General features: G+C 36.0%; 15 protein-coding genes. 3 read left to right on the top strand and 12 right to left on the bottom strand.

The annotated features are described in order from the left end of the window. Positions 1-22: 22 nt before the first annotated feature. The 5 genes from ACWPVO_RS06025 to ACWPVO_RS06005 all read right to left on the bottom strand — a co-directional run bounded on the left by ACWPVO_RS06025 (position 23) and on the right by ACWPVO_RS06005 (position 5,281). Entirely contained in the window at positions 23-946 is a 924-nt protein-coding gene (locus tag ACWPVO_RS06025; RefSeq protein ID WP_454207242.1) for a branched-chain amino acid transaminase, read from the bottom strand. 526 nt (positions 947-1,472) lie between these two features. Continuing rightward, the gene (locus tag ACWPVO_RS06020) at positions 1,473-2,480 is read right to left on the bottom strand and encodes an electron transfer flavoprotein subunit alpha/FixB family protein (RefSeq protein ID WP_454207240.1); all 1,008 of its coding nucleotides are present in this window, start codon (positions 2,478-2,480) and stop codon (positions 1,473-1,475) included. 14 nt (positions 2,481-2,494) lie between these two features. Further along, positions 2,495-3,292, bottom strand: a complete 798-nt coding sequence (locus ACWPVO_RS06015; RefSeq protein ID WP_412445995.1) for an electron transfer flavoprotein subunit beta — start codon at positions 3,290-3,292, stop codon at positions 2,495-2,497. 18 nt (positions 3,293-3,310) lie between these two features. Next, positions 3,311-4,453, bottom strand: a complete 1,143-nt coding sequence (locus tag ACWPVO_RS06010) for an acyl-CoA dehydrogenase (RefSeq protein ID WP_148464724.1) — start codon at positions 4,451-4,453, stop codon at positions 3,311-3,313. Between the two features lie 393 nt (positions 4,454-4,846). Continuing rightward, entirely contained in the window at positions 4,847-5,281 is a 435-nt protein-coding gene (locus ACWPVO_RS06005; protein ID WP_005957295.1) for a universal stress protein, read from the bottom strand. 425 nt (positions 5,282-5,706) lie between these two features. Between ACWPVO_RS06005 and ACWPVO_RS06000 the strand changes: the two genes are divergently transcribed. Both ACWPVO_RS06000 and ACWPVO_RS05995 read left to right on the top strand, forming a co-directional pair. After that, complete coding sequence (locus ACWPVO_RS06000) at positions 5,707-6,264, top strand: TetR/AcrR family transcriptional regulator (protein ID WP_005957278.1); 558 nt, start codon at positions 5,707-5,709, stop codon at positions 6,262-6,264. After that, the gene (locus ACWPVO_RS05995) at positions 6,251-7,285 is read left to right on the top strand and encodes a DUF2871 family protein (RefSeq protein WP_454207237.1); all 1,035 of its coding nucleotides are present in this window, start codon (positions 6,251-6,253) and stop codon (positions 7,283-7,285) included. Before ACWPVO_RS06000 ends, ACWPVO_RS05995 begins: the two co-directional genes overlap by 14 nt. A gap of 178 nt (positions 7,286-7,463) precedes the next feature. On the opposite strand, the gene ACWPVO_RS05990 is transcribed toward ACWPVO_RS05995, so the two are convergent. The 3 genes from ACWPVO_RS05990 to ACWPVO_RS05980 all read right to left on the bottom strand — a co-directional run bounded on the left by ACWPVO_RS05990 (position 7,464) and on the right by ACWPVO_RS05980 (position 12,395). After that, positions 7,464-9,764: an S-layer homology domain-containing protein gene (locus tag ACWPVO_RS05990; RefSeq protein ID WP_454207235.1), complete on the bottom strand. Its 2,301-nt coding sequence runs from the start codon at positions 9,762-9,764 to the stop codon at positions 7,464-7,466. Between the two features lie 345 nt (positions 9,765-10,109). Beyond that, positions 10,110-11,207 (bottom strand): SpoIIE family protein phosphatase, encoded by a 1,098-nt coding sequence (locus tag ACWPVO_RS05985; protein WP_454207233.1) that lies wholly within the window; start codon positions 11,205-11,207, stop codon positions 10,110-10,112. A gap of 57 nt (positions 11,208-11,264) precedes the next feature. Continuing rightward, positions 11,265-12,395, bottom strand: a complete 1,131-nt coding sequence (locus tag ACWPVO_RS05980; protein WP_195445533.1) for a THUMP domain-containing class I SAM-dependent RNA methyltransferase — start codon at positions 12,393-12,395, stop codon at positions 11,265-11,267. Between the two features lie 122 nt (positions 12,396-12,517). Here ACWPVO_RS05980 and ACWPVO_RS05975 point away from each other — a divergent pair, with 122 nt between their 5' ends. Then, positions 12,518-12,871, top strand: coding sequence for a class II SORL domain-containing protein (locus ACWPVO_RS05975; RefSeq protein WP_005957250.1), 354 nt, complete (start codon positions 12,518-12,520; stop codon positions 12,869-12,871). A gap of 233 nt (positions 12,872-13,104) precedes the next feature. Here the strand turns inward: ACWPVO_RS05975 and ACWPVO_RS05970 are convergent, their stop codons facing one another. The 4 genes from ACWPVO_RS05970 to ACWPVO_RS05955 all read right to left on the bottom strand — a co-directional run bounded on the left by ACWPVO_RS05970 (position 13,105) and on the right by ACWPVO_RS05955 (position 16,907). Continuing rightward, on the bottom strand, positions 13,105-14,067 hold the full coding sequence (locus tag ACWPVO_RS05970; protein ID WP_148464729.1) for an ABC transporter substrate-binding protein: 963 nt from the start codon (positions 14,065-14,067) through the stop codon (positions 13,105-13,107). Then, on the bottom strand, positions 14,051-14,755 hold the full coding sequence (locus ACWPVO_RS05965) for an ABC transporter ATP-binding protein (RefSeq protein ID WP_454207229.1): 705 nt from the start codon (positions 14,753-14,755) through the stop codon (positions 14,051-14,053). The genes ACWPVO_RS05970 and ACWPVO_RS05965 overlap by 17 nt, the downstream gene beginning before the upstream one ends. Beyond that, positions 14,736-15,500 carry an ABC transporter permease gene (locus tag ACWPVO_RS05960; protein ID WP_148464731.1) on the bottom strand — a complete coding sequence of 255 codons (765 nt, stop codon included), beginning with the start codon at positions 15,498-15,500 and terminating at the stop codon, positions 14,736-14,738. Before ACWPVO_RS05960 ends, ACWPVO_RS05965 begins: the two co-directional genes overlap by 20 nt. 234 nt (positions 15,501-15,734) lie before the next feature. Continuing rightward, on the bottom strand, positions 15,735-16,907 hold the full coding sequence (locus tag ACWPVO_RS05955; RefSeq protein WP_413013745.1) for an iron-containing alcohol dehydrogenase: 1,173 nt from the start codon (positions 16,905-16,907) through the stop codon (positions 15,735-15,737). Positions 16,908-16,910 lie beyond the last annotated feature (3 nt).

Here is a 16,910-nt window from a genome sequence, read left to right as displayed (position 1 = left end):
TCATTTCTTATAAGATTAAAATTTATTTTTCGTAAACTGGTCTCAAGGAATCCATGTATTTTGGATTTCTACCATGTGTTAGGTCTGCGAAAAGTTTTTTAAGTTCTAGACATACCTTGCCTGGTTTGCCATCGGCAACTTTGATGTCGTCAACTTCAACTACTGGTGCAACTTCCATGGCTGTTCCTGAGAAGAATACTTCGTCTGCGTTGTAAAGTTCTGTTCTCGCAACAGATTTTTCCACACATTCGATTCCAAGTTCTTCTTTTGCAAGTTTCATTACAAGGTCTCTTGTGATTCCTTCTAGGATATCATCTGATGCTGGAGGAGTCATTAGTTTTCCCTTCTTGTATAGGACGATATTTTCTCCTGGTCCTTCACATACAAAGCCATTTCTGTTTAGTAGGACTGCTTCATCGTAACCATTTTTTGTTGCTTCAAAGGATGCTAGGGCTGAGTTTAGGTAGCCTGCTGTGGCCTTTGTTCTAGGTGGCAACATGTTATCTGCTATTCTAACCCAAGATGATACCTTTACTTTGAAGGCTTCTTTGTCTATATATTTTCCCATAGGTTGTAGGTAGATAACAACGCAGTCATCTTCGTGTCCGTGTAGACTAATGCCAACTGTTTTTCCGTCCTTGTAAGCAATCGGTCTGATGTAAGTTGTTTCTCTAAATCCGTTTTTTCTTAGAAGTTCGATTGTGTAGTCTGCTAGTTCTTCTGCTGTGTATCCTACTTTTAGATTGGCAACTTTTGCTGATTGTAAAAATCTTTCATAGTGTTCTACAAGTTTGAAGGCGTATAATTGTTCTTCTTCTTCGTTCCAGTAGGCACGAATTCCTTCGAATACTCCTAGTCCATAGTTGACAACCTTGGACCTAATGCTTATAGACACCTTTTCTTCTTCTACTATTTCACCATTATAAAATACATATGATTGGTTCATCTTTCTTCCCTCTCTTTAATTTTTATTTATTTTTAAGTTGCTTTTTCTTTATCATGCTACTTAAAAATATTAAATGATATTTTACCACTTTTAAGTGCAAAATTCTAGTATTTTAAAAAAACTTTATTTGTCTTTTTTTCTTTTTTCAAATTCTTTATTTATAAAAATTTTTTGATTCCATGGATTTATTTTGACCTAGTAATTTTCTTTTTTTAATTTTTACTAGGCTCTATTAGCTTATGAGTCAAAAATTTTTTACTTCCCTATAATTTTTTATAAAGTTATAAGCTCTCACTAGTCCATAGCTTTTTATAAATTCCTAGTTCTTTATGACTTGGTCCTAGCTTGCTACTTAATAAATTTATATGGCTTTCTAGTTTTTTAATTTTTCTTTCTTATAACTTCCCCTTTATTTATAAGCCATAAAAACTATCTCATCCCCTAATCTTTACAGGGTCCATAATTCTTTGCAACAAAAAAGAGACTACATTTGTAGCCTCTTCTTATAATTAAAATTTAATTTAGATTAAATTTCTGCTTTAATTCTTTGTTCTCTTTCAATAGCTTCGATTAGTTTTGGAACAACTGCGTTGATGTCCCCAACTACTCCAAGGTCAGCTACTTCAAAGATTGCTGCTTCTGGGTCCTTGTTAACAGCTATGATAAGGTCTGAGTCTTCCATACCTGCAACGTGTTGGATTGCTCCAGAGATACCCATTGCGAAGTAAAGTTCTGGTCTAACTGTCTTACCAGTTTGTCCAACTTGGTGATCTTTTGTGATCCAACCAGAGTCTACTGATGCTCTTGATGCAGAGATTTCTGCTTCTAGCTTGCCAGCAAGTTCTTGAAGTGGTTTGAATCCTTCTGGTCCACCGATTCCACGTCCACCAGATACAAGGATCTTAGCTTCTGTGATATCTTTCTTGTGAGATTCTTCTTTTGCAATGTCAAGAATTTTAACATTCATGTCTGCATCTGTGAAGTCAACTTTGAATTCTTCAACTTCGCCTTTTCTTGATGTGTCATTGTCAAGTGCTTGCATTACGCCTGGTCTTACTGTAGCCATTTGTGGTCTGAAGTTTTCACAAACGATAGTTGCCATTAGGTTACCACCAAATGCAGGTCTTGTCATCATAAGGTTTTTAGAATCTGGATCTATTTCTAGTTTTGTACAGTCTGCTGTAAGTCCTGTGTGGATTCTTGCTGCTAGTCTTGGAGCAAGGTCACGGCCTATTGATGATGCACCGTAGATTACGATTTCTGGTTCTTTGTCCTTGATAATTTTTGTTATTGCCTTTGCGTAAGGTTCAGTAACATATTCTTTTAGCATAGGATCTTCTACTACGATAACCTTGTCTGCACCGTGTCTAATAAGAACGTCTGCGTGATCTTTTACTTTTTCGCCAAGTAAAACACCAACAACATCTTGTCCTAGGTCGTCAGCAAGTTCTCTTGCTTTTCCTAGAAGTTCTATTCCAACTTTTTCAAGTTTATTGTCTCTTTGTTCTATAAATACAAATACATCTTTACTCATTTTTAAACCCCCAATTAGATAATATACTTTTCTTGAAGTTTAGCAACGATAGCTTGAGCTGCTTCGTCAGCAGTTAAGTCAGTTAAAAGTACGCCCTTACCTTTACCTTGTTTAGGGAAAGATTTTCTAACTTTTGTAGGTGAACCCTTAAGTCCTATGTTTGCCATGTCAAGTTTGTCTTTAATATCTTCTAGACCCCAAACTCTGATTTCTTTTTGGTAAGCTTCAAATACTTTACCAATTGTCATATATCTAGGTTCTGCTAATTCTGCGATTGCAGTAATTAAGCATGGGAATTTAATATTAATTGTGTGGTATCTGTCTTCGAATTGTCTCTTAACTGTGATACCTTTTTTGTCATCGTCAAGTTCAAGTTCTTCTACATAAGATACTTGTGGAACTCCAATGTGTTCTGCAATTTGTGGTCCAACTTGTGCTGTATCACCGTCGATTGCTTGTCTACCACAAATGATTAGGTCAAAATCTAGGTGTTCAAGTGCTGCAGTGATTGTACAAGATGTTGCCCATGTATCAGCTCCACCGAAAGCTCTATCAGATACTAAGATTCCTTCGTCAGCGCCCATTGCAAGTGCTTCTCTTAGTGCTTCTTGAGCTTGTGGAGGTCCCATTGATAATACTGTTACGTGGATATCTGGATTTTCATCTTTAAGTCTAAGTGCAACTTCTAGACCTGATTTATCATCAGGGTTTATAATACTTGGCACACCGTCTCTAATAAGTGTATTAGTAACAGGGTCAAGTCTAACTTCATTAGTATCAGGTACTTGTTTAATACATACTACTATATTCATTTATATTACTCCTTCCGATTATTTAACGCCCATCCAGCTAGATACAACCATCTTCATTACTTCAGATGTACCTTCGTAAATTTCTGTGATCTTAGCATCTCTCATCATTCTTTCTATTGGATAGTCACGAGTGTATCCGTATCCACCGAATAATTGTAGACATCTTCTAGTAATATCACTAGCTGCATTAGCTGCAAATAGTTTAGCCATTGCTGCAAAGTGTCCATATGGAAGGCCTGCTTGCTTAGCATCTGCTGCTCTATAAACTAATAGTTGAGCTGCTTCTGCAGTTGTCTTCATATCTGCAAGTTCAAATTGAGTATTTTGGAATTGAGAAATTCTTCTGCCGAATTGTTTTCTTTCAGTAGTGTATTTTACAGTTTCATCAATTGCACCTTCAGCAATTCCTAGTGCTTGAGATGCGATTCCAATTCTACCACCATCAAGTGTCTTCATAGCGATAGCGAATCCCTTACCTTCTCTTCCAAGAAGATTTTCCTTTGGTATTCTACAGTCTTCAAAGATAAGTTCACAAGTTGAAGATCCTCTGATACCCATCTTGTCTTCTGGTTCTCCAACAGTAAAGCCTGGAGTTCCTCTTTCAACTATGAAAGCTGAAATTCCGTGGTTACCCTTAGATCTGTCTGTCATTGCGATTACGATGAATACATCAGCAAATCCAGCGTTTGTGATAAAGATCTTTGAACCGTTAAGTACATATTCGTCTCCATCAAGTACTGCAGTTGTTCTTTGTCCACTTGCGTCAGTACCAGCGCCTGGTTCTGTAAGTCCGAAAGCACCAAATTTTTTACCTGCTAGTAAATCTGGTAAGTATTTTTTCTTTTGTTCTTCTGTTCCGTTTTCGTAAATTGGAGCACAGCATAGTGAAGTGTGAGCTGAAACAATTACACCAGTAGTAGCACATTTCTTAGAAAGTTCTTCTACTGCCATAGCATAAGCTAGGTAGTCAGCACCTTGTCCACCGTATTCTTTAGGAAATGGTATTCCAAAGAAACCGTATCTGGCCATTTTTTTAACATTTTCCATAGGAACTTCTTCAGTTGCATCTACATCAGCAGCAACTGGTTCTACTTCATTTTCAGCAAAAGCACGATACATTTGTTGTAATAATAGATGTTCCTTATCCAATTTTAAATCCATTTAAAATCCCCCTAACAATAATTTAAAGAATGTTATTTAATTAACATACGTTATTTCTATTATATCATTATGTCTTTGTTTTTCAAGACTTTATTTAATTAAAAACTCTTTGTTTAAAACAATTTCCCCTTTCATAAAAACAAAAACTATTAGTAAGAATATTATCTTAATTTAGTAAAATTTGTTAACTTATGAAGTCTTTTAACTTAATGGTTTTTTATTAAGTCCTAGGTCCTTATAAAGTCACGAGACTTTGTGACAAGGTTTTTATAAATTTCATAGCTTATAATTTGCAATCAAGATCTCTTATTCTATAATTTCTTCCAAAGAAAAAGTCAGGAGATGCCTGACTAATTTTTTGCAAAATAAAAAGGACGGATACCCGTCCCTATTTTAAATATCTGCCTTAACAACAAGTACAGATTTCTTTGAATGATTTATAACCTTATTTGATACTGAGCCAAGTAGAGTTCTTGAGAAAGCACCAAGTCCCCTGTTACCCATGATAATAAAGTCTACATCTTTTTCGTCTGCGAACTTACAAATTTGTTCGCCTGGATTGCCTGAAGTGTAAAAAGTTTCCACATTGTATGGGTACCCCTTTAAATCACTTTCTGCATCCTTAAGTATCATTTCAGCTCTCTCAACATTTGCCTTGTCAATTTCAAGTGTGAAGTTGAAGTTTGCTGGATATTGCTCAAAAATAGAAGTTTCTGGTGTCACTGTGAGGATAAGTAGTTCAGCACCTAACTTTTCTCCCATGTCTCTTGCAACGTCAATTGATTTTTTTGAACTCTTTGATCCGTCAATTGGTACTAATATTTTCATCTCTTGCCTCCTATTTATTTAATATATTTTTTCTAATTATATTATACCCTAAGAATGGAACATTTAACATATCAGATTACTTCTTTATATAATTAAAGTGCAAGGATTTTGTTTTTGTTTTATTAAGATATACTTTTTATGGCTTTGTTTTTCTTTGCTAAGTCCTAACATCTTACAGCTTTATATGCTTTCATCAAGTTATATTATCTTTCAACTTTATCTTATTTCATTAAGTTCCATTTTCTTACAACTTCATAAGTTTTTATCAAGCTATAAGATTTTATGACTTTCCTTCCTTTCACTAAGTAGAAATTTTATGCAAAGCCCTGAGATTTTAATTCACAAAGACTTATAAAAAAGTTTGACAAATATAATAAATAGATTTATTATTAGGTCAAGTGACATGGTGTCACTTTGGAGGTAACATGGCAAAAAACACTTTTAATAACTTAGACGAAAAGAGAAAAGAAGAAATTTATAAGAGCCTCAAGGAATACTTCGAGGAAGAAGATCTCAAAAAGATTAGCGTATCGGGCATCGTAAAAAAACTTGATATAGCAAGGGGATCCTTCTACCAATACTTTGAAAGCCTAGAGGACTGCTATGACAGTCTCTTGCAAAGGGAAACTGGTCAGGTCCACCACAAGTTTTATTTTCTCTACAAGGAAAACAAGGGCGACCTTGAGAAAACTCTTTGGACCTACAGAGATTATTTGGCAGAAGAACTCTACGACAAAAATTTAAAAAACTTGTACGTGGCAAAATTTTTCTTGTTTGAAGATTCCTTTGTCTCTCACGGCAAAAACTTTTTGATGAAAAACTTGTCAAAGGAAAACTACCACCGCATGGTCTTCACCATGGCAATCTTCCACCAGCTTCTAAAGGAGTCCATAACGAGAGACTATTCAAAGGAAGAATTTTTAGAAGTGTGTGACACCTACATCAAATGGTTGTTAGGAGGTATAAATAATGAATCAATTTGAAATTTTTTTTGACGGACTTTATCTAAGTCTAGTCATCTTTCTCGGCATAAGAATGCTTTTGATAAATCACGAGGACAGCAAGACTCTCGGAGCAATGACCCTACTACTTGGACTTGGCGACTCCTTCCACCTAATCCCAAGAATTATTGCCAACGTCATGGACAATGGCTTTGTTCTTAATTCAACTTCACTCTTTATTGGGACTAGGGTTTCTTCTATTACAATGTCAGTCTTTTATCTCTTGTTTTACTTCTACATCAAGAAAACAAAGGACTTAAAGAATAAGGGACTTGACCTCACAATGCTTGGCCTCTTTGTAGCAAGACTTGTTACAGTTCTCATGTCCTTTAAGAGTGACGCCAAGATGGATCTCATTTCAAACCTTCCTTTTGTTATCATGGGAATAATTGATATTGTCCTCTTGTTTAAGAATAGAAATCTTAAAGCCTTTAAGGGACTTTACATCTACGTCTTCTTTAGCTTCCTCTTCTACATCCCAGTAGTTTTATTTAAAAAAACTTATCCAAGTGTTGGGATGCTTATGATGCCAAAGACTGTCATGTATGTTTTGATTGTCCTAAAGCTTTACAAAAATTTGCAAAGGGACTTTGTTAAGAGGGACCTAATGGAATATGCCTTCGCCTATCTCCTTTCAGGAATTCTTGTCGGAGCATCCTACAGGGAATTGAGCAAGGTCTTTGATGTGACAAAGTACATGTCCCTTGCCCACACCCACTTAATTGTTTTGGGCTTTGTCCTTCCAGGTCTTTTCTATCTCTTGATAAAAAATTCAGACCTTGCCGATGAAAAAATTAAAAAATTATTTAATCTTTATAACTTTGGAATTTACTTGGCCTTCACTTCAATGATTATTCACGGCCTCGTGGATTCACACATTCCATTGCGACTAACTGAGATTGGACTTGTTTCTATCAGCGGCATAGGTCACATTCTTCTCACAATTTCCATTATCCTCCTTGGCACAAGTGCCTTGAGGTCAAGGGAAGTCAAAGAAGCTTAATAAATAAAAATAATCTGTTGGGAGACCAGCAGATTTTTTTGTGCCATTTTGCCTTGGCTAATAGCTTTCTATTATAATTTTCACTTCTTCTATTCACTTAATTTTCTCTCAAATTTTTAGTTCACTATACAAGAGCAAAAAAATAAGACGGCATAAGCCGTCCTATTTATATTTTAATTTATTGCCAAACACTTACGTCTTCAGCCTTGTCGCCCTTAACTGCATTGTGTCCATTAGAAGCATCTATGATTTCATAGTATGCCCAGTGGCTCATTGGCACGTCAGAGAATTTTCTCAAGCTGCTTGTATTTACATTTGCAAAGGAAGTTGCCTTAGTGTTTCTTCCAAATACAGAGTTTAGAACTGTAACAGCTTCAGCTCTTGTAAGTTTTTGATCTGGTTTAAATGTTCCATCAGGGAAGCCCTTGATTGTCTTGTTGCCGTAAAGTTGGTCAATTGCATTAGATGCCCAGTGACCCTTTACATCCTTGAAGTTTGAAGATCCTGGATAACCATCTTTAACAAATACAGCAATCATTTGTGCAAATTCTGCCCTAGTGATTCCTTGGTTAGGTTTAAATGTTCCATCAGAGTAACCACTGATGAAGCCCTTAGATACTGCAAAGTTGATTTCATCAGAATACCATTTATTGTTGGCATCCTTAAACTTAGTAGTTGGGTTCTTAGGAAGTTCTTTTCCATTGTTAACAAGGCTTACAAACATCCTAACAGCTTCTGCTCTTGTAACTTCCTTGCCAGGTTTAAATGTTCCATCAGGATAACCTGCTATATAAGAAGGTGAGTTTACTTCAGCAGTAACTTTTGCTTCTTGACCTGCAATCTTAACTTCAGTAGATCTAGAAACTTTTCCAGATTCCTTAGCTTCAACCTTAATAGTTTCGCCTGCCACTAGGGCTCTGTTTAGGCTGATATTATAAATACCAGTTGATCCTGCAGTTGTTCCACCAAGTCTTACTCCATTTGCATCGTAAACTGTAACATCTGCGTAAGCACCTGCGTTACCTCTTACAAAACTTGCGCCAGCAGAAAGTGCATTTACAACTGGAATCATTGAGTAAGTAGAATCACTTGTAGAAGTTCCATTTACATAGTATTCAAGACTTCTTGAAGTTGAAACGTATGGAGAGTTCCAAGTCACATTGAAGTAACCGTCAGAATCTATTTTACTAGATCCTAGATAAGTTCCATCATCGTAAACATAAACTGTTCTGTTCTTGTAGCCCTTTAGGTAACCAGATGCTGAGTAGTTTGTTCTTGAGATGTCAGTTGGATAAACTCTAGCGTCGTATCTGTTGTACCACCAGTCACGTCCATAATATCTTCCATTGTTGTAGTAGTATCCATCTTTCCAAAGATTTGTTTCAGTAGAATAGAAACCTTCTTTTTCTGCAACTAAGTCAGCCTTATAGTCTCTATATCTCCTATAATAATCTGAGTACCAAATATAATTTCTCTTACCATCCTTAATGTAGTAGTAATCTCCGTCAGAGTCTCTACGAACTTCGTAGCCATTATAGTAGCGGTCTCCGTTTCTATAATAGTAGTCGTTCCAATAATAGTTGTAGTAATCTCCTAAGTCGATTGTGAAGTTACCGTTAATGTCAGTTTCTTTAGCCTTAGAAGTTTTAGATCCATCAATTTTAAGTGTAACTGTAGCCTTGTAAACTGGTTCTCCATCTGCTGTTACCTTACCACTTACATATCTTCCATTGTATTCAATGTTAGAGATATAAAGACTTTGTTTAACTGGAACTGCTGGTTTGTCTTCTTCCCACTTGGCTTTTAATTCGACTTCTTCATTTATTGCTTTTGAAAAATCAAATTTCTTTCCATCTTTTTGCCATTCTACAAATTTAAATCCATCTTTTTTTGGAGCAGGACTTGGTTCATTCACTGTCTTACCTTTTTCGACTTCTATAGGATTTACTTTACTTCCACCATCAGAGTCGAATGTTACCTTAACTTTTTCAGTTTCTGGTGCTTTTTTAGTGAATTTCACATAAATTGTAGTTGCATCTTCTAATTTTTTTGTAGTATCAAATTCAGTAGTTAATTCTTTATTAGAATACCAACCACCAAATTCATAACCAACTTTTTTTGTTGGTGGTAATTGTCCCTTGGCTATTTGAGTTCCCTTAATGATTTGGACCTCACTACCCAAAGCTTCTGTCGAATTTTCTTTTCCTTCTTCAACTAGTACAGCCACGAAATTAACAGTAACTTTTTCTTCTGGGTCTCCTACTTTTGGTCCACCTTGTTCGTCACTATTTTCTACCTCTGCACCAGCTTGATCGCCAGCTTTTTGGTCTGCTGGTTGTTTTTTTTCAGCTGATTCTGTAACTTCAGTTGATTTTTTTGATGCATCGCCTGCAGGTCTTTCATCTGCAAATACGTTAAATGGAATTGATGTTACCATTACTCCTGCTAGTAATAGTCCTAATATTTTTTTATTTTTCATAAGTTTCCTCCTATCTAAAATATTTAATGTTAAAACATTTTCCTTGACTCTATTATACCCATATCAACTGAAATTACATTATAATTTACAAATTTTTAATAAATTTAATTCTTTTGTAACATTAAGTAGGTAAACCTATGCGAGTGTATCTTTTTCTTAAACTATTTGTTAAGTCATAAATAAATTTTCGTGAGCTTCTCCCTAGCAAATCAAAAATAATTTTTCATAAGCTAGGACTTAATAAAAAATAAAAATTAATTAATCACTAAACGCTAAAAAATACAAATAAAAAAGGCAATCCTGAGATTGCCGAAAATATTTTATAAATTTTTACTTCTTAATAGCTTACCAAACACTAACAAGTAACATTGATATGTCGTCAACTTGTGGGCCATCTGTAAACTCTTCTAATTCATTATTTATCTTATCAAGTATATCGCTGTTGTAATTGGAAACTATGTCCAAGACTCTCTTGTGACCAAAGGCTTCCTTGGATGGGTTCCTCGCTTCTTCAACTCCATCAGTCATAAATAGGAGGTAGTCGCCAGCGTAAAGTTTTATTTCCTTTTCTTCGTAGTCAGGCTTTGCGAAAAATCTTGAGATTGGATAACCTCTGGACTCAAGACTTATGGCCTCCCTGTTCCTAACTCTTAGGGGCAATGGCAAGTGGCCTGCGTTGGAGAAGGTGAAGCTTCTCTTCTTTAAATTATAAACTCCATAAAAACATGTGAAGTAATTTTCGATCTCAAGCTTTAGACCTGTGAACCTCTTACAAAGTTCTGTCAAAGTTTTCTTTGGAGAGTTTTGGACTGACTTGTCAAGGGTCCTCACCATTGACTTAATAAACATTGTTACCATAGAGGCTGCGAAGCCGTGACCCACTGAGTCTGCGATGTACATTCCTATGTTATCGTCATCTATTTGGAAGACGTCAAACATGTCTCCACTTAAAATTGTTGAAGGTTTGTAGAGGTAGTTGACCTTTAAGTTTTTTATAAAGCCCTTGTCTGGAAGGACCTTCTTTTGTATAAGGGAAGCTGCGTTAGTTTCGTTGGTCATAAACCTATTCTTGTCTATGAGTTCCTTTTGAAGTTTCCTTGCCATAGTCACGTTCCTAAAAACTTCTACAACGCCAAGGATTTCTCCCTTCTTGTTAATTATCGGCGAGCACTTAACAGAAAAGACCATGCTCCCAATATTTTCTTCCCTTTGGATGACTTCGCCGCTCATTAGGGCTCTCTTGGTGATCTCTGGATCAAAGAGGTCTTCCCCAAGTATGCAGACTTTTTTATCTGGATCGTAACCCAAGAGATCTTCCATGGCCTTGTTAACAAAGACAACTTTTTCCTTATAGTCTAGGACCCTAACAAGGTCCGCAATGGAATTTAGAACTTGAAAGTCTACATTTTCGTCAATTTTTTCTCTTTCCATTTTGTCTACCATGAGTCACCATCCTTTCATCAATGCTTTCAGTATAACAAATGAAGTCCCACTAAACAATTATCTTCTTGGCTTTGGACCATAGTATTGGTAGTAGTAGGTCTTTAGTCTTCCGTTGTATAATTTTCTATTTCTGTCGGCTTTTTTGCCAAAGTTTTTCTCGAAGTTTTCGTTGGCTGTGATTATATAATAGGACCAAGTCTTTAGTGATCTTGCAAGTTCTCCAAGCTCTTTGTTGAGCTCGTCTACATCTTCTTTTCCAATTCTCTCTCCATAAGGTGGGTTAGTTATTATAACTCCGTATTCATCTGGAAGGTCCAAGTCCCTTATGTCCTTTTGGAAAAAGGAAATGTCCTCATCTAGTCCCAAGATTTCTGCATTTGCTTTGGCGATTTGGATTGCCTTGTGAGAGACGTCTGATGCAAGAATTTCTAATTTTTCATCGTAGTTTATTTCTGAGTAGCACTTCTTCTTTTCTTCTTTATAAATGTCTTCGTCAAAGAATTTAAATTTCACAAAGTCGAAGTCTCTCATAAGTCCTGGCGCAATATTTTTTTCTATCATGGCTGCTTCTATAGGAATTGTGCCTGAGCCACAGAATGGGTCTGCAAGAATCCTGTCCTTATTCCAAAAAGTTAGTTTAACAAGAGATGCTGCAATAGTTTCTGAAAGTGGCGCCTTGTAGTTTACTTCTCTGTAGCCCCTCTTGTGAAGGCCCTCGCCTGATGTGTCCATGGTAATTTCTGCAATGTCATTTAAAAGTGACACTTCGATTTTAACTCTTGGGCCAGACTTTTCGAACCAGGAGACCTTGTATTTCATTTTTAATTTTTCGATTATTGCCTTCTCTGTAATTCTTTGGCAGTCAGAGATAGAAAATAGTTTTGACTTCCTACTCCTTCCCTGGATGATGAACTGATCATCTTCTGCGATGTAGTCCCACCACCTTATCTCGAAGACCTTGTCAAATAATTCTTCAAAGGTCTCTGCCCTAAAGGAGTCGATTAATAGTAAGACTCTCTCTGCCGTCCTAAGTCTTAAATTTAAAATGGCAATGTCCTTTAGCTGGCAAGAAATTTTTATTTTTCCATCGCTAACTTCTAAGTCTTCGTAACCAAGGTCGAGGAGTTCTCTTTTTGTAACTGCCTCGAGTCCCATATTAGTAGTTGCGATTAATTTTATGTTTTCCATTTTACACCTCGCTTCCATTATACTAAATATGAAAATATTTTTCCTTACTTTAAAATCAATGTGATAATTTATTTAATTAGGGTATAATAGACTTGTAAAATATTTATTGGGGGTAATATAAAATGAAATTAACTGAAACAGTACAAACTGCTGATTGGAAAGCTGAAAAGCACGTTCCTGTAATCCACGTTGAAAGAGCTGATGGTCTTCTAAAGATTAAGGCTTTAGTTGGAGAAGAAATCGAACATCCTAACACACTTGAACACCACATCGCTTGGATCAAAGTATTCTTCAAACCTGAAGGAGAAAAATTCCCAGTTGAAGTTGGTTCTTATGAATTTGCTGCTCACGGCGAAGCAGACCTATTCACAGTTCCATGTGTTGAAGCAGCAGTTAAGACTGACAAGGGCGGCGAAGTTTACGCTCTAAGCTACTGTAACATTCACGGACTTTGGGAAAACTCAGTAGAAGCTTAAGTTTAATATAAAAGGGCTATGAAGTTATCATAGCTCTTTTTTCTTGCAATTTTTTATAATTTTTATTTAAAATTTTAAAAGCCCTAATAATTTAAATCCGTCTTTACAAGCCTTTTTGAAAATCCAAAATTATTCACGAGATAAGAATTTTAAATTCATTACTAGCAAATTATAAAATTTCAAAATCCAATAATAAAAAAAGACGAGCCTAAGCTCGCCCAATTTTAAAAATTTTATTTTATAAAGAGTGAATTGATATCTACATCCTTATCAATCATCTTTGTATCAAGCATAAAGTTCTTTGTTCTTTCGAAACCTTCCTTGTCCTTGTCGGTAATTTCTGTTGAGAAGTCGTACATCTTATACATTGTGTCGTAAGCTTCTTCGTCAATAGATAGGGTCTTCATAACAAGATCCCTTGTTTCCTTTTCATTTTTTGCCATGTAGTCAGCAATTTCCTTTTGTCCTTCCATTAGCTTGTCAATTACATCCTTGTGTTCATTGTAGAATTTTTCAGATGTTGCAACACAAATTATTGCATCTATAAGGCCCTTACCATTTGTCACTTCGTGCTTACCTGACTTCACAGCCTTATAGCCTGCTGGTCCACCTAACATTGCAACATCAATTGCACCTGATTCAAGAGCAGCTGCTGCATCTGGAATTGACATGTTAAGATACTCTACATCATCAATTGACATATTAGCTTGTTTTAAGTAGGCAACTAAAAGTTCGTGTAGGTTTGTTCCTGTAGGTCCAGCAATTTTTTTGCCCCTTAAAGACTCAGGACTTGTTAGACTTGCATCCTTTGAATATAGTCCAAAGGCTTCAGGAGCTCTTGAGTACATATTTAAAACCTTTAGGTCAACTCCATTTGCCTTAGCAAGAATTGCAGATGATCCACCTAGGGCATATAATACATCAACATCTCCTGATGCAAGTGCTTGAGTTTGGTCTGCTCCACTTGTTATCTCCTTGTAGTTTACCTTTACTCCTGGCATAGCCTTTTCGAAGATTCCCATTTCCTTTTCAACTATTGAAGGCACATTAAGTGGTGATGTTACATAAGTTATGTTTAATTCATTTAGGGATAATTTGTCTCCCTTGTCTTCTTCCTTCTTGTTGTCACTCTTGCCACATCCTGCAAGTAAAAGTAGTGACATTAAAATCAATCCTATCTTAGCTAATTTTTTCATTTTTTTCTCCTTTAATTAACTCGTTAAAATGTTCCTTTAGTTCATCGCTTTTCATTTTTCTATCTTCAAGATAAAAGTCGTCCACGATTTTGCCCTGCTTCATTATTAATATCCTAGTCCCCATTACAAGTGCCTCTTCTATTGAGTGGGTTACAAAGAGAAATCCAACTTTTTCCTCTTGGAAGAGATTTAAAAGTTCTTTTTGCATTTCCTTTCTTGTAAATCCATCTATAGATGCAAAGGGCTCGTCCATTAATAGATAATCTTTCTTTGCAACTAGGGCTCTGGCTATGCTGACCCTACTCTGCATTCCACCAGAAAGTTGTGAAGGATAGGCTCCTTCAAATCCAGCAAGTTTTATTTTTTTTATCCACTCATCAACAAGCTTGTCATCCCTTTTGTTTTTGAGAGAAAACTCTATATTTTCTCTTACATTCTTCCAAGGGAAAAGTCTTGTGTTTTGGAAGACCATAGAAGTGGAAAGCTTATTGGTGTCAATCTCGCCTGATGAAACTTCTTCAAGTCCAGAAATTAATTTCAAAAGGGTTGACTTGCCACAGCCTGACTCCCCAATTAAAACCGTCCTCTCATTGGGCTTGAGTTCTAAGTTTAAGTTTTTTATGACTTGGATCTCTTCGTTGCCCAGCATATAATTTTTGCAAACATCTTTAAGAATTATACCATTCATTGCGAAGATCTCCCTTTAAGCACCTAGTTGCTATCTTAACAAAAATAAAGTCTGTCAAGTATCCAATGCAACCTATCATAATTATGCCAACTATTACCCTGTCTATGCGAGACATCTGCCTTGCAAAGTTTATCATATAGCCAAGTCCACTTGATGCTGCAATCATCTCGGCAGCTATAATGGACCTCCAACTGTATCCCAAGGCAATTCTCATTCCCACAAAAATATCCTTTAGGGCACAAGGGACAGAAATTTTTATAAATTTCTCAAATTTGTTGTAGGAAAACACATCGCCAACCTCTAAGAGGTCGGGGTCAACTACCATAAATCCTTTTTGTATATTTAAAAATAGGGGGAAGAAGGATGCAAGAACAATAATAACAGTTTTTGTTCCTTCTCCAATCCCAACCCACAATATAAGTATGGGGACAAGACTAAGGGGCGGAACATTTTTTAAAAACTCAAAAATCCCCTCAAAGTATATGCTAGTCTTGGGATAAATTAAAAATAAGCTTGCAAAAAAACTTGCAAGTATAAAGGCTATTGTAAATCCTGTGAAGACTCTCTTGAGACTAATTAAGATATCTCTGAATATTGATCCGTCTAAAAACATTTCCCGACCTGTGACCAATACCCTTCCTGGTGATGGAAGTATGTATTCGCTCCATATATTCATCATGGAAAGAGCCTGCCACAAAATAATAATTATAATAAATATTAAAGATTTTTTTATTCCCTTAGTCATTTATTATTCCTTTCCTTGTGACCTTCTCCTTGGAAAATAAAATTAAGTTCAGCTTGCTTTAAGTTGCCTTAAAATTTTTTCGTCACTCATTGAATACTACTTCCTAATTTTTTGTGATTTGATAATTAGTATCATGAAAATTATAATATATTTTCTACTTTAAATGTATAAATTTTACAAAAAAACTATTTAAGATTCTTTCTCCTAAATAGTTTTTTATTTTTTATTTAATTCTTATAGTGAGGCTTTATATATTTCTAGGACGTCGTCCTTTGTAAGTTCAACTACGCCTTTTATTGTTCCGCCAGCATGTCTTGCTGCAGCTTCAGCCATAATTTCTAGTTTTTCATCATCAATTCCAACTTCTCCAAGTGTCATTGGAATACACATATCTTGTTCAAAGAAGGCGTGAAGGTAGGATATTGCCTTCTTAGCATCATTCATCTTGTTATCAGATGGTGCAATGTTAAATACGTTTATACCAAAGTCCCTAATCATGTCTACAGTTTCTTCACTTAGGATGTGGTTCAAGAATCTTGGTGTCAAGATAGCAAGTCCAATTCCATGAGTTATGTCGTAGAAGGCAGAAAGTTCGTGTTCCATTGCGTGAACTGACCAGGCTGTTGCCTTGCCTGTTGAAAGTAGTCCATTGATTGCCCAAGATGAAGCCCACATAATGTTTGCTCTCGCTTCATAATTCTCTGGCTCTTCCATGGCTATTGGTCCGTAGTGGATACAAGTTTTTAAGATTCCTTCAGCAAGTCTATTTTGCATGTAAGCTCCGTCACCAAGAGTGAAATAATTTTCCATAGTGTGGCTCATAATGTCAGCTATACCTGCTGCAGTGTGCTTAGCATTTACAGAGTAAGTTGTCTCTGGATTCAAAATCGAAAACTTTGGAAGAGTGTAAGCTGAACCAAAACCTAACTTTTGATTTGTCTCTAAGTTTGTTATAACTCCACCTGCATCCATCTCTGAACCTGTCGCTGCAAGAGTTAAGATAGTTCCAATTGGAAGTGCCTTTTCGATTTTTGCCTTCTTAATTACAATGTCCCAAGGGTCGCAGTCAAGGAAGACTGCTCCTGCAACTAATTTTGAAAGGTCGATTACAGATCCGCCACCAACTGCCAAGATGAAGTCAAGATTATTTTCTCTTGCAATCTTTACTCCTTCTCTTGCTGAGTCAACTCTTGGATTTGGTTCTATGCCAGCAAGTTCCTTGTAAAAGATGTCATTTTCTTCAAAAATCTTTACAACTTCATCGTAAAGACCACTTTTCTTAATTGAGCCTCCCCCATAGGCAAGTAAAACTCTTGACCCATGTTTTTTTATTTCAGAAGCCAAGTTTTTCATTTGGTCTCTTCCAAAAAGAATCTTCGTACTTACATTAAATATAAAATCTTTCATAAT

The sequence above is a fragment of the Peptoniphilus sp. Marseille-Q6390 genome, from assembly GCF_965119475.1.
The sequence above is the reverse complement of the archived record's forward strand: the minus strand, read 5'-3'. Positions and strand labels throughout refer to the sequence as shown.

Bases quoted from the DNA above. Each gene is read 5' to 3' on its own strand.
- ACWPVO_RS06025 (WP_454207242.1), bottom strand. From the start codon at position 946: ATGAACCAATCATATGTATTTTATAATGGTGAAATAGTAGAAGAAGAA.
- ACWPVO_RS06020 (WP_454207240.1), bottom strand. From the start codon at position 2,480: ATGAGTAAAGATGTATTTGTATTTATAGAACAAAGAGACAATAAACTT.
- ACWPVO_RS06015 (WP_412445995.1), bottom strand. From the start codon at position 3,292: ATGAATATAGTAGTATGTATTAAACAAGTACCTGATACTAATGAAGTT.
- ACWPVO_RS06010 (WP_148464724.1), bottom strand. From the start codon at position 4,453: ATGGATTTAAAATTGGATAAGGAACATCTATTATTACAACAAATGTAT.
- ACWPVO_RS06005 (WP_005957295.1), bottom strand. From the start codon at position 5,281: ATGAAAATATTAGTACCAATTGACGGATCAAAGAGTTCAAAAAAATCA.
- ACWPVO_RS06000 (WP_005957278.1), top strand. From the start codon at position 5,707: ATGGCAAAAAACACTTTTAATAACTTAGACGAAAAGAGAAAAGAAGAA.
- ACWPVO_RS05995 (WP_454207237.1), top strand. From the start codon at position 6,251: ATGAATCAATTTGAAATTTTTTTTGACGGACTTTATCTAAGTCTAGTC.
- ACWPVO_RS05990 (WP_454207235.1), bottom strand. From the start codon at position 9,764: ATGAAAAATAAAAAAATATTAGGACTATTACTAGCAGGAGTAATGGTA.
- ACWPVO_RS05985 (WP_454207233.1), bottom strand. From the start codon at position 11,207: ATGGTAGACAAAATGGAAAGAGAAAAAATTGACGAAAATGTAGACTTT.
- ACWPVO_RS05980 (WP_195445533.1), bottom strand. From the start codon at position 12,395: ATGGAAAACATAAAATTAATCGCAACTACTAATATGGGACTCGAGGCA.
- ACWPVO_RS05975 (WP_005957250.1), top strand. From the start codon at position 12,518: ATGAAATTAACTGAAACAGTACAAACTGCTGATTGGAAAGCTGAAAAG.
- ACWPVO_RS05970 (WP_148464729.1), bottom strand. From the start codon at position 14,067: ATGAAAAAATTAGCTAAGATAGGATTGATTTTAATGTCACTACTTTTA.
- ACWPVO_RS05965 (WP_454207229.1), bottom strand. From the start codon at position 14,755: ATGAATGGTATAATTCTTAAAGATGTTTGCAAAAATTATATGCTGGGC.
- ACWPVO_RS05960 (WP_148464731.1), bottom strand. From the start codon at position 15,500: ATGACTAAGGGAATAAAAAAATCTTTAATATTTATTATAATTATTATT.
- ACWPVO_RS05955 (WP_413013745.1), bottom strand. From the start codon at position 16,907: ATGAAAGATTTTATATTTAATGTAAGTACGAAGATTCTTTTTGGAAGA.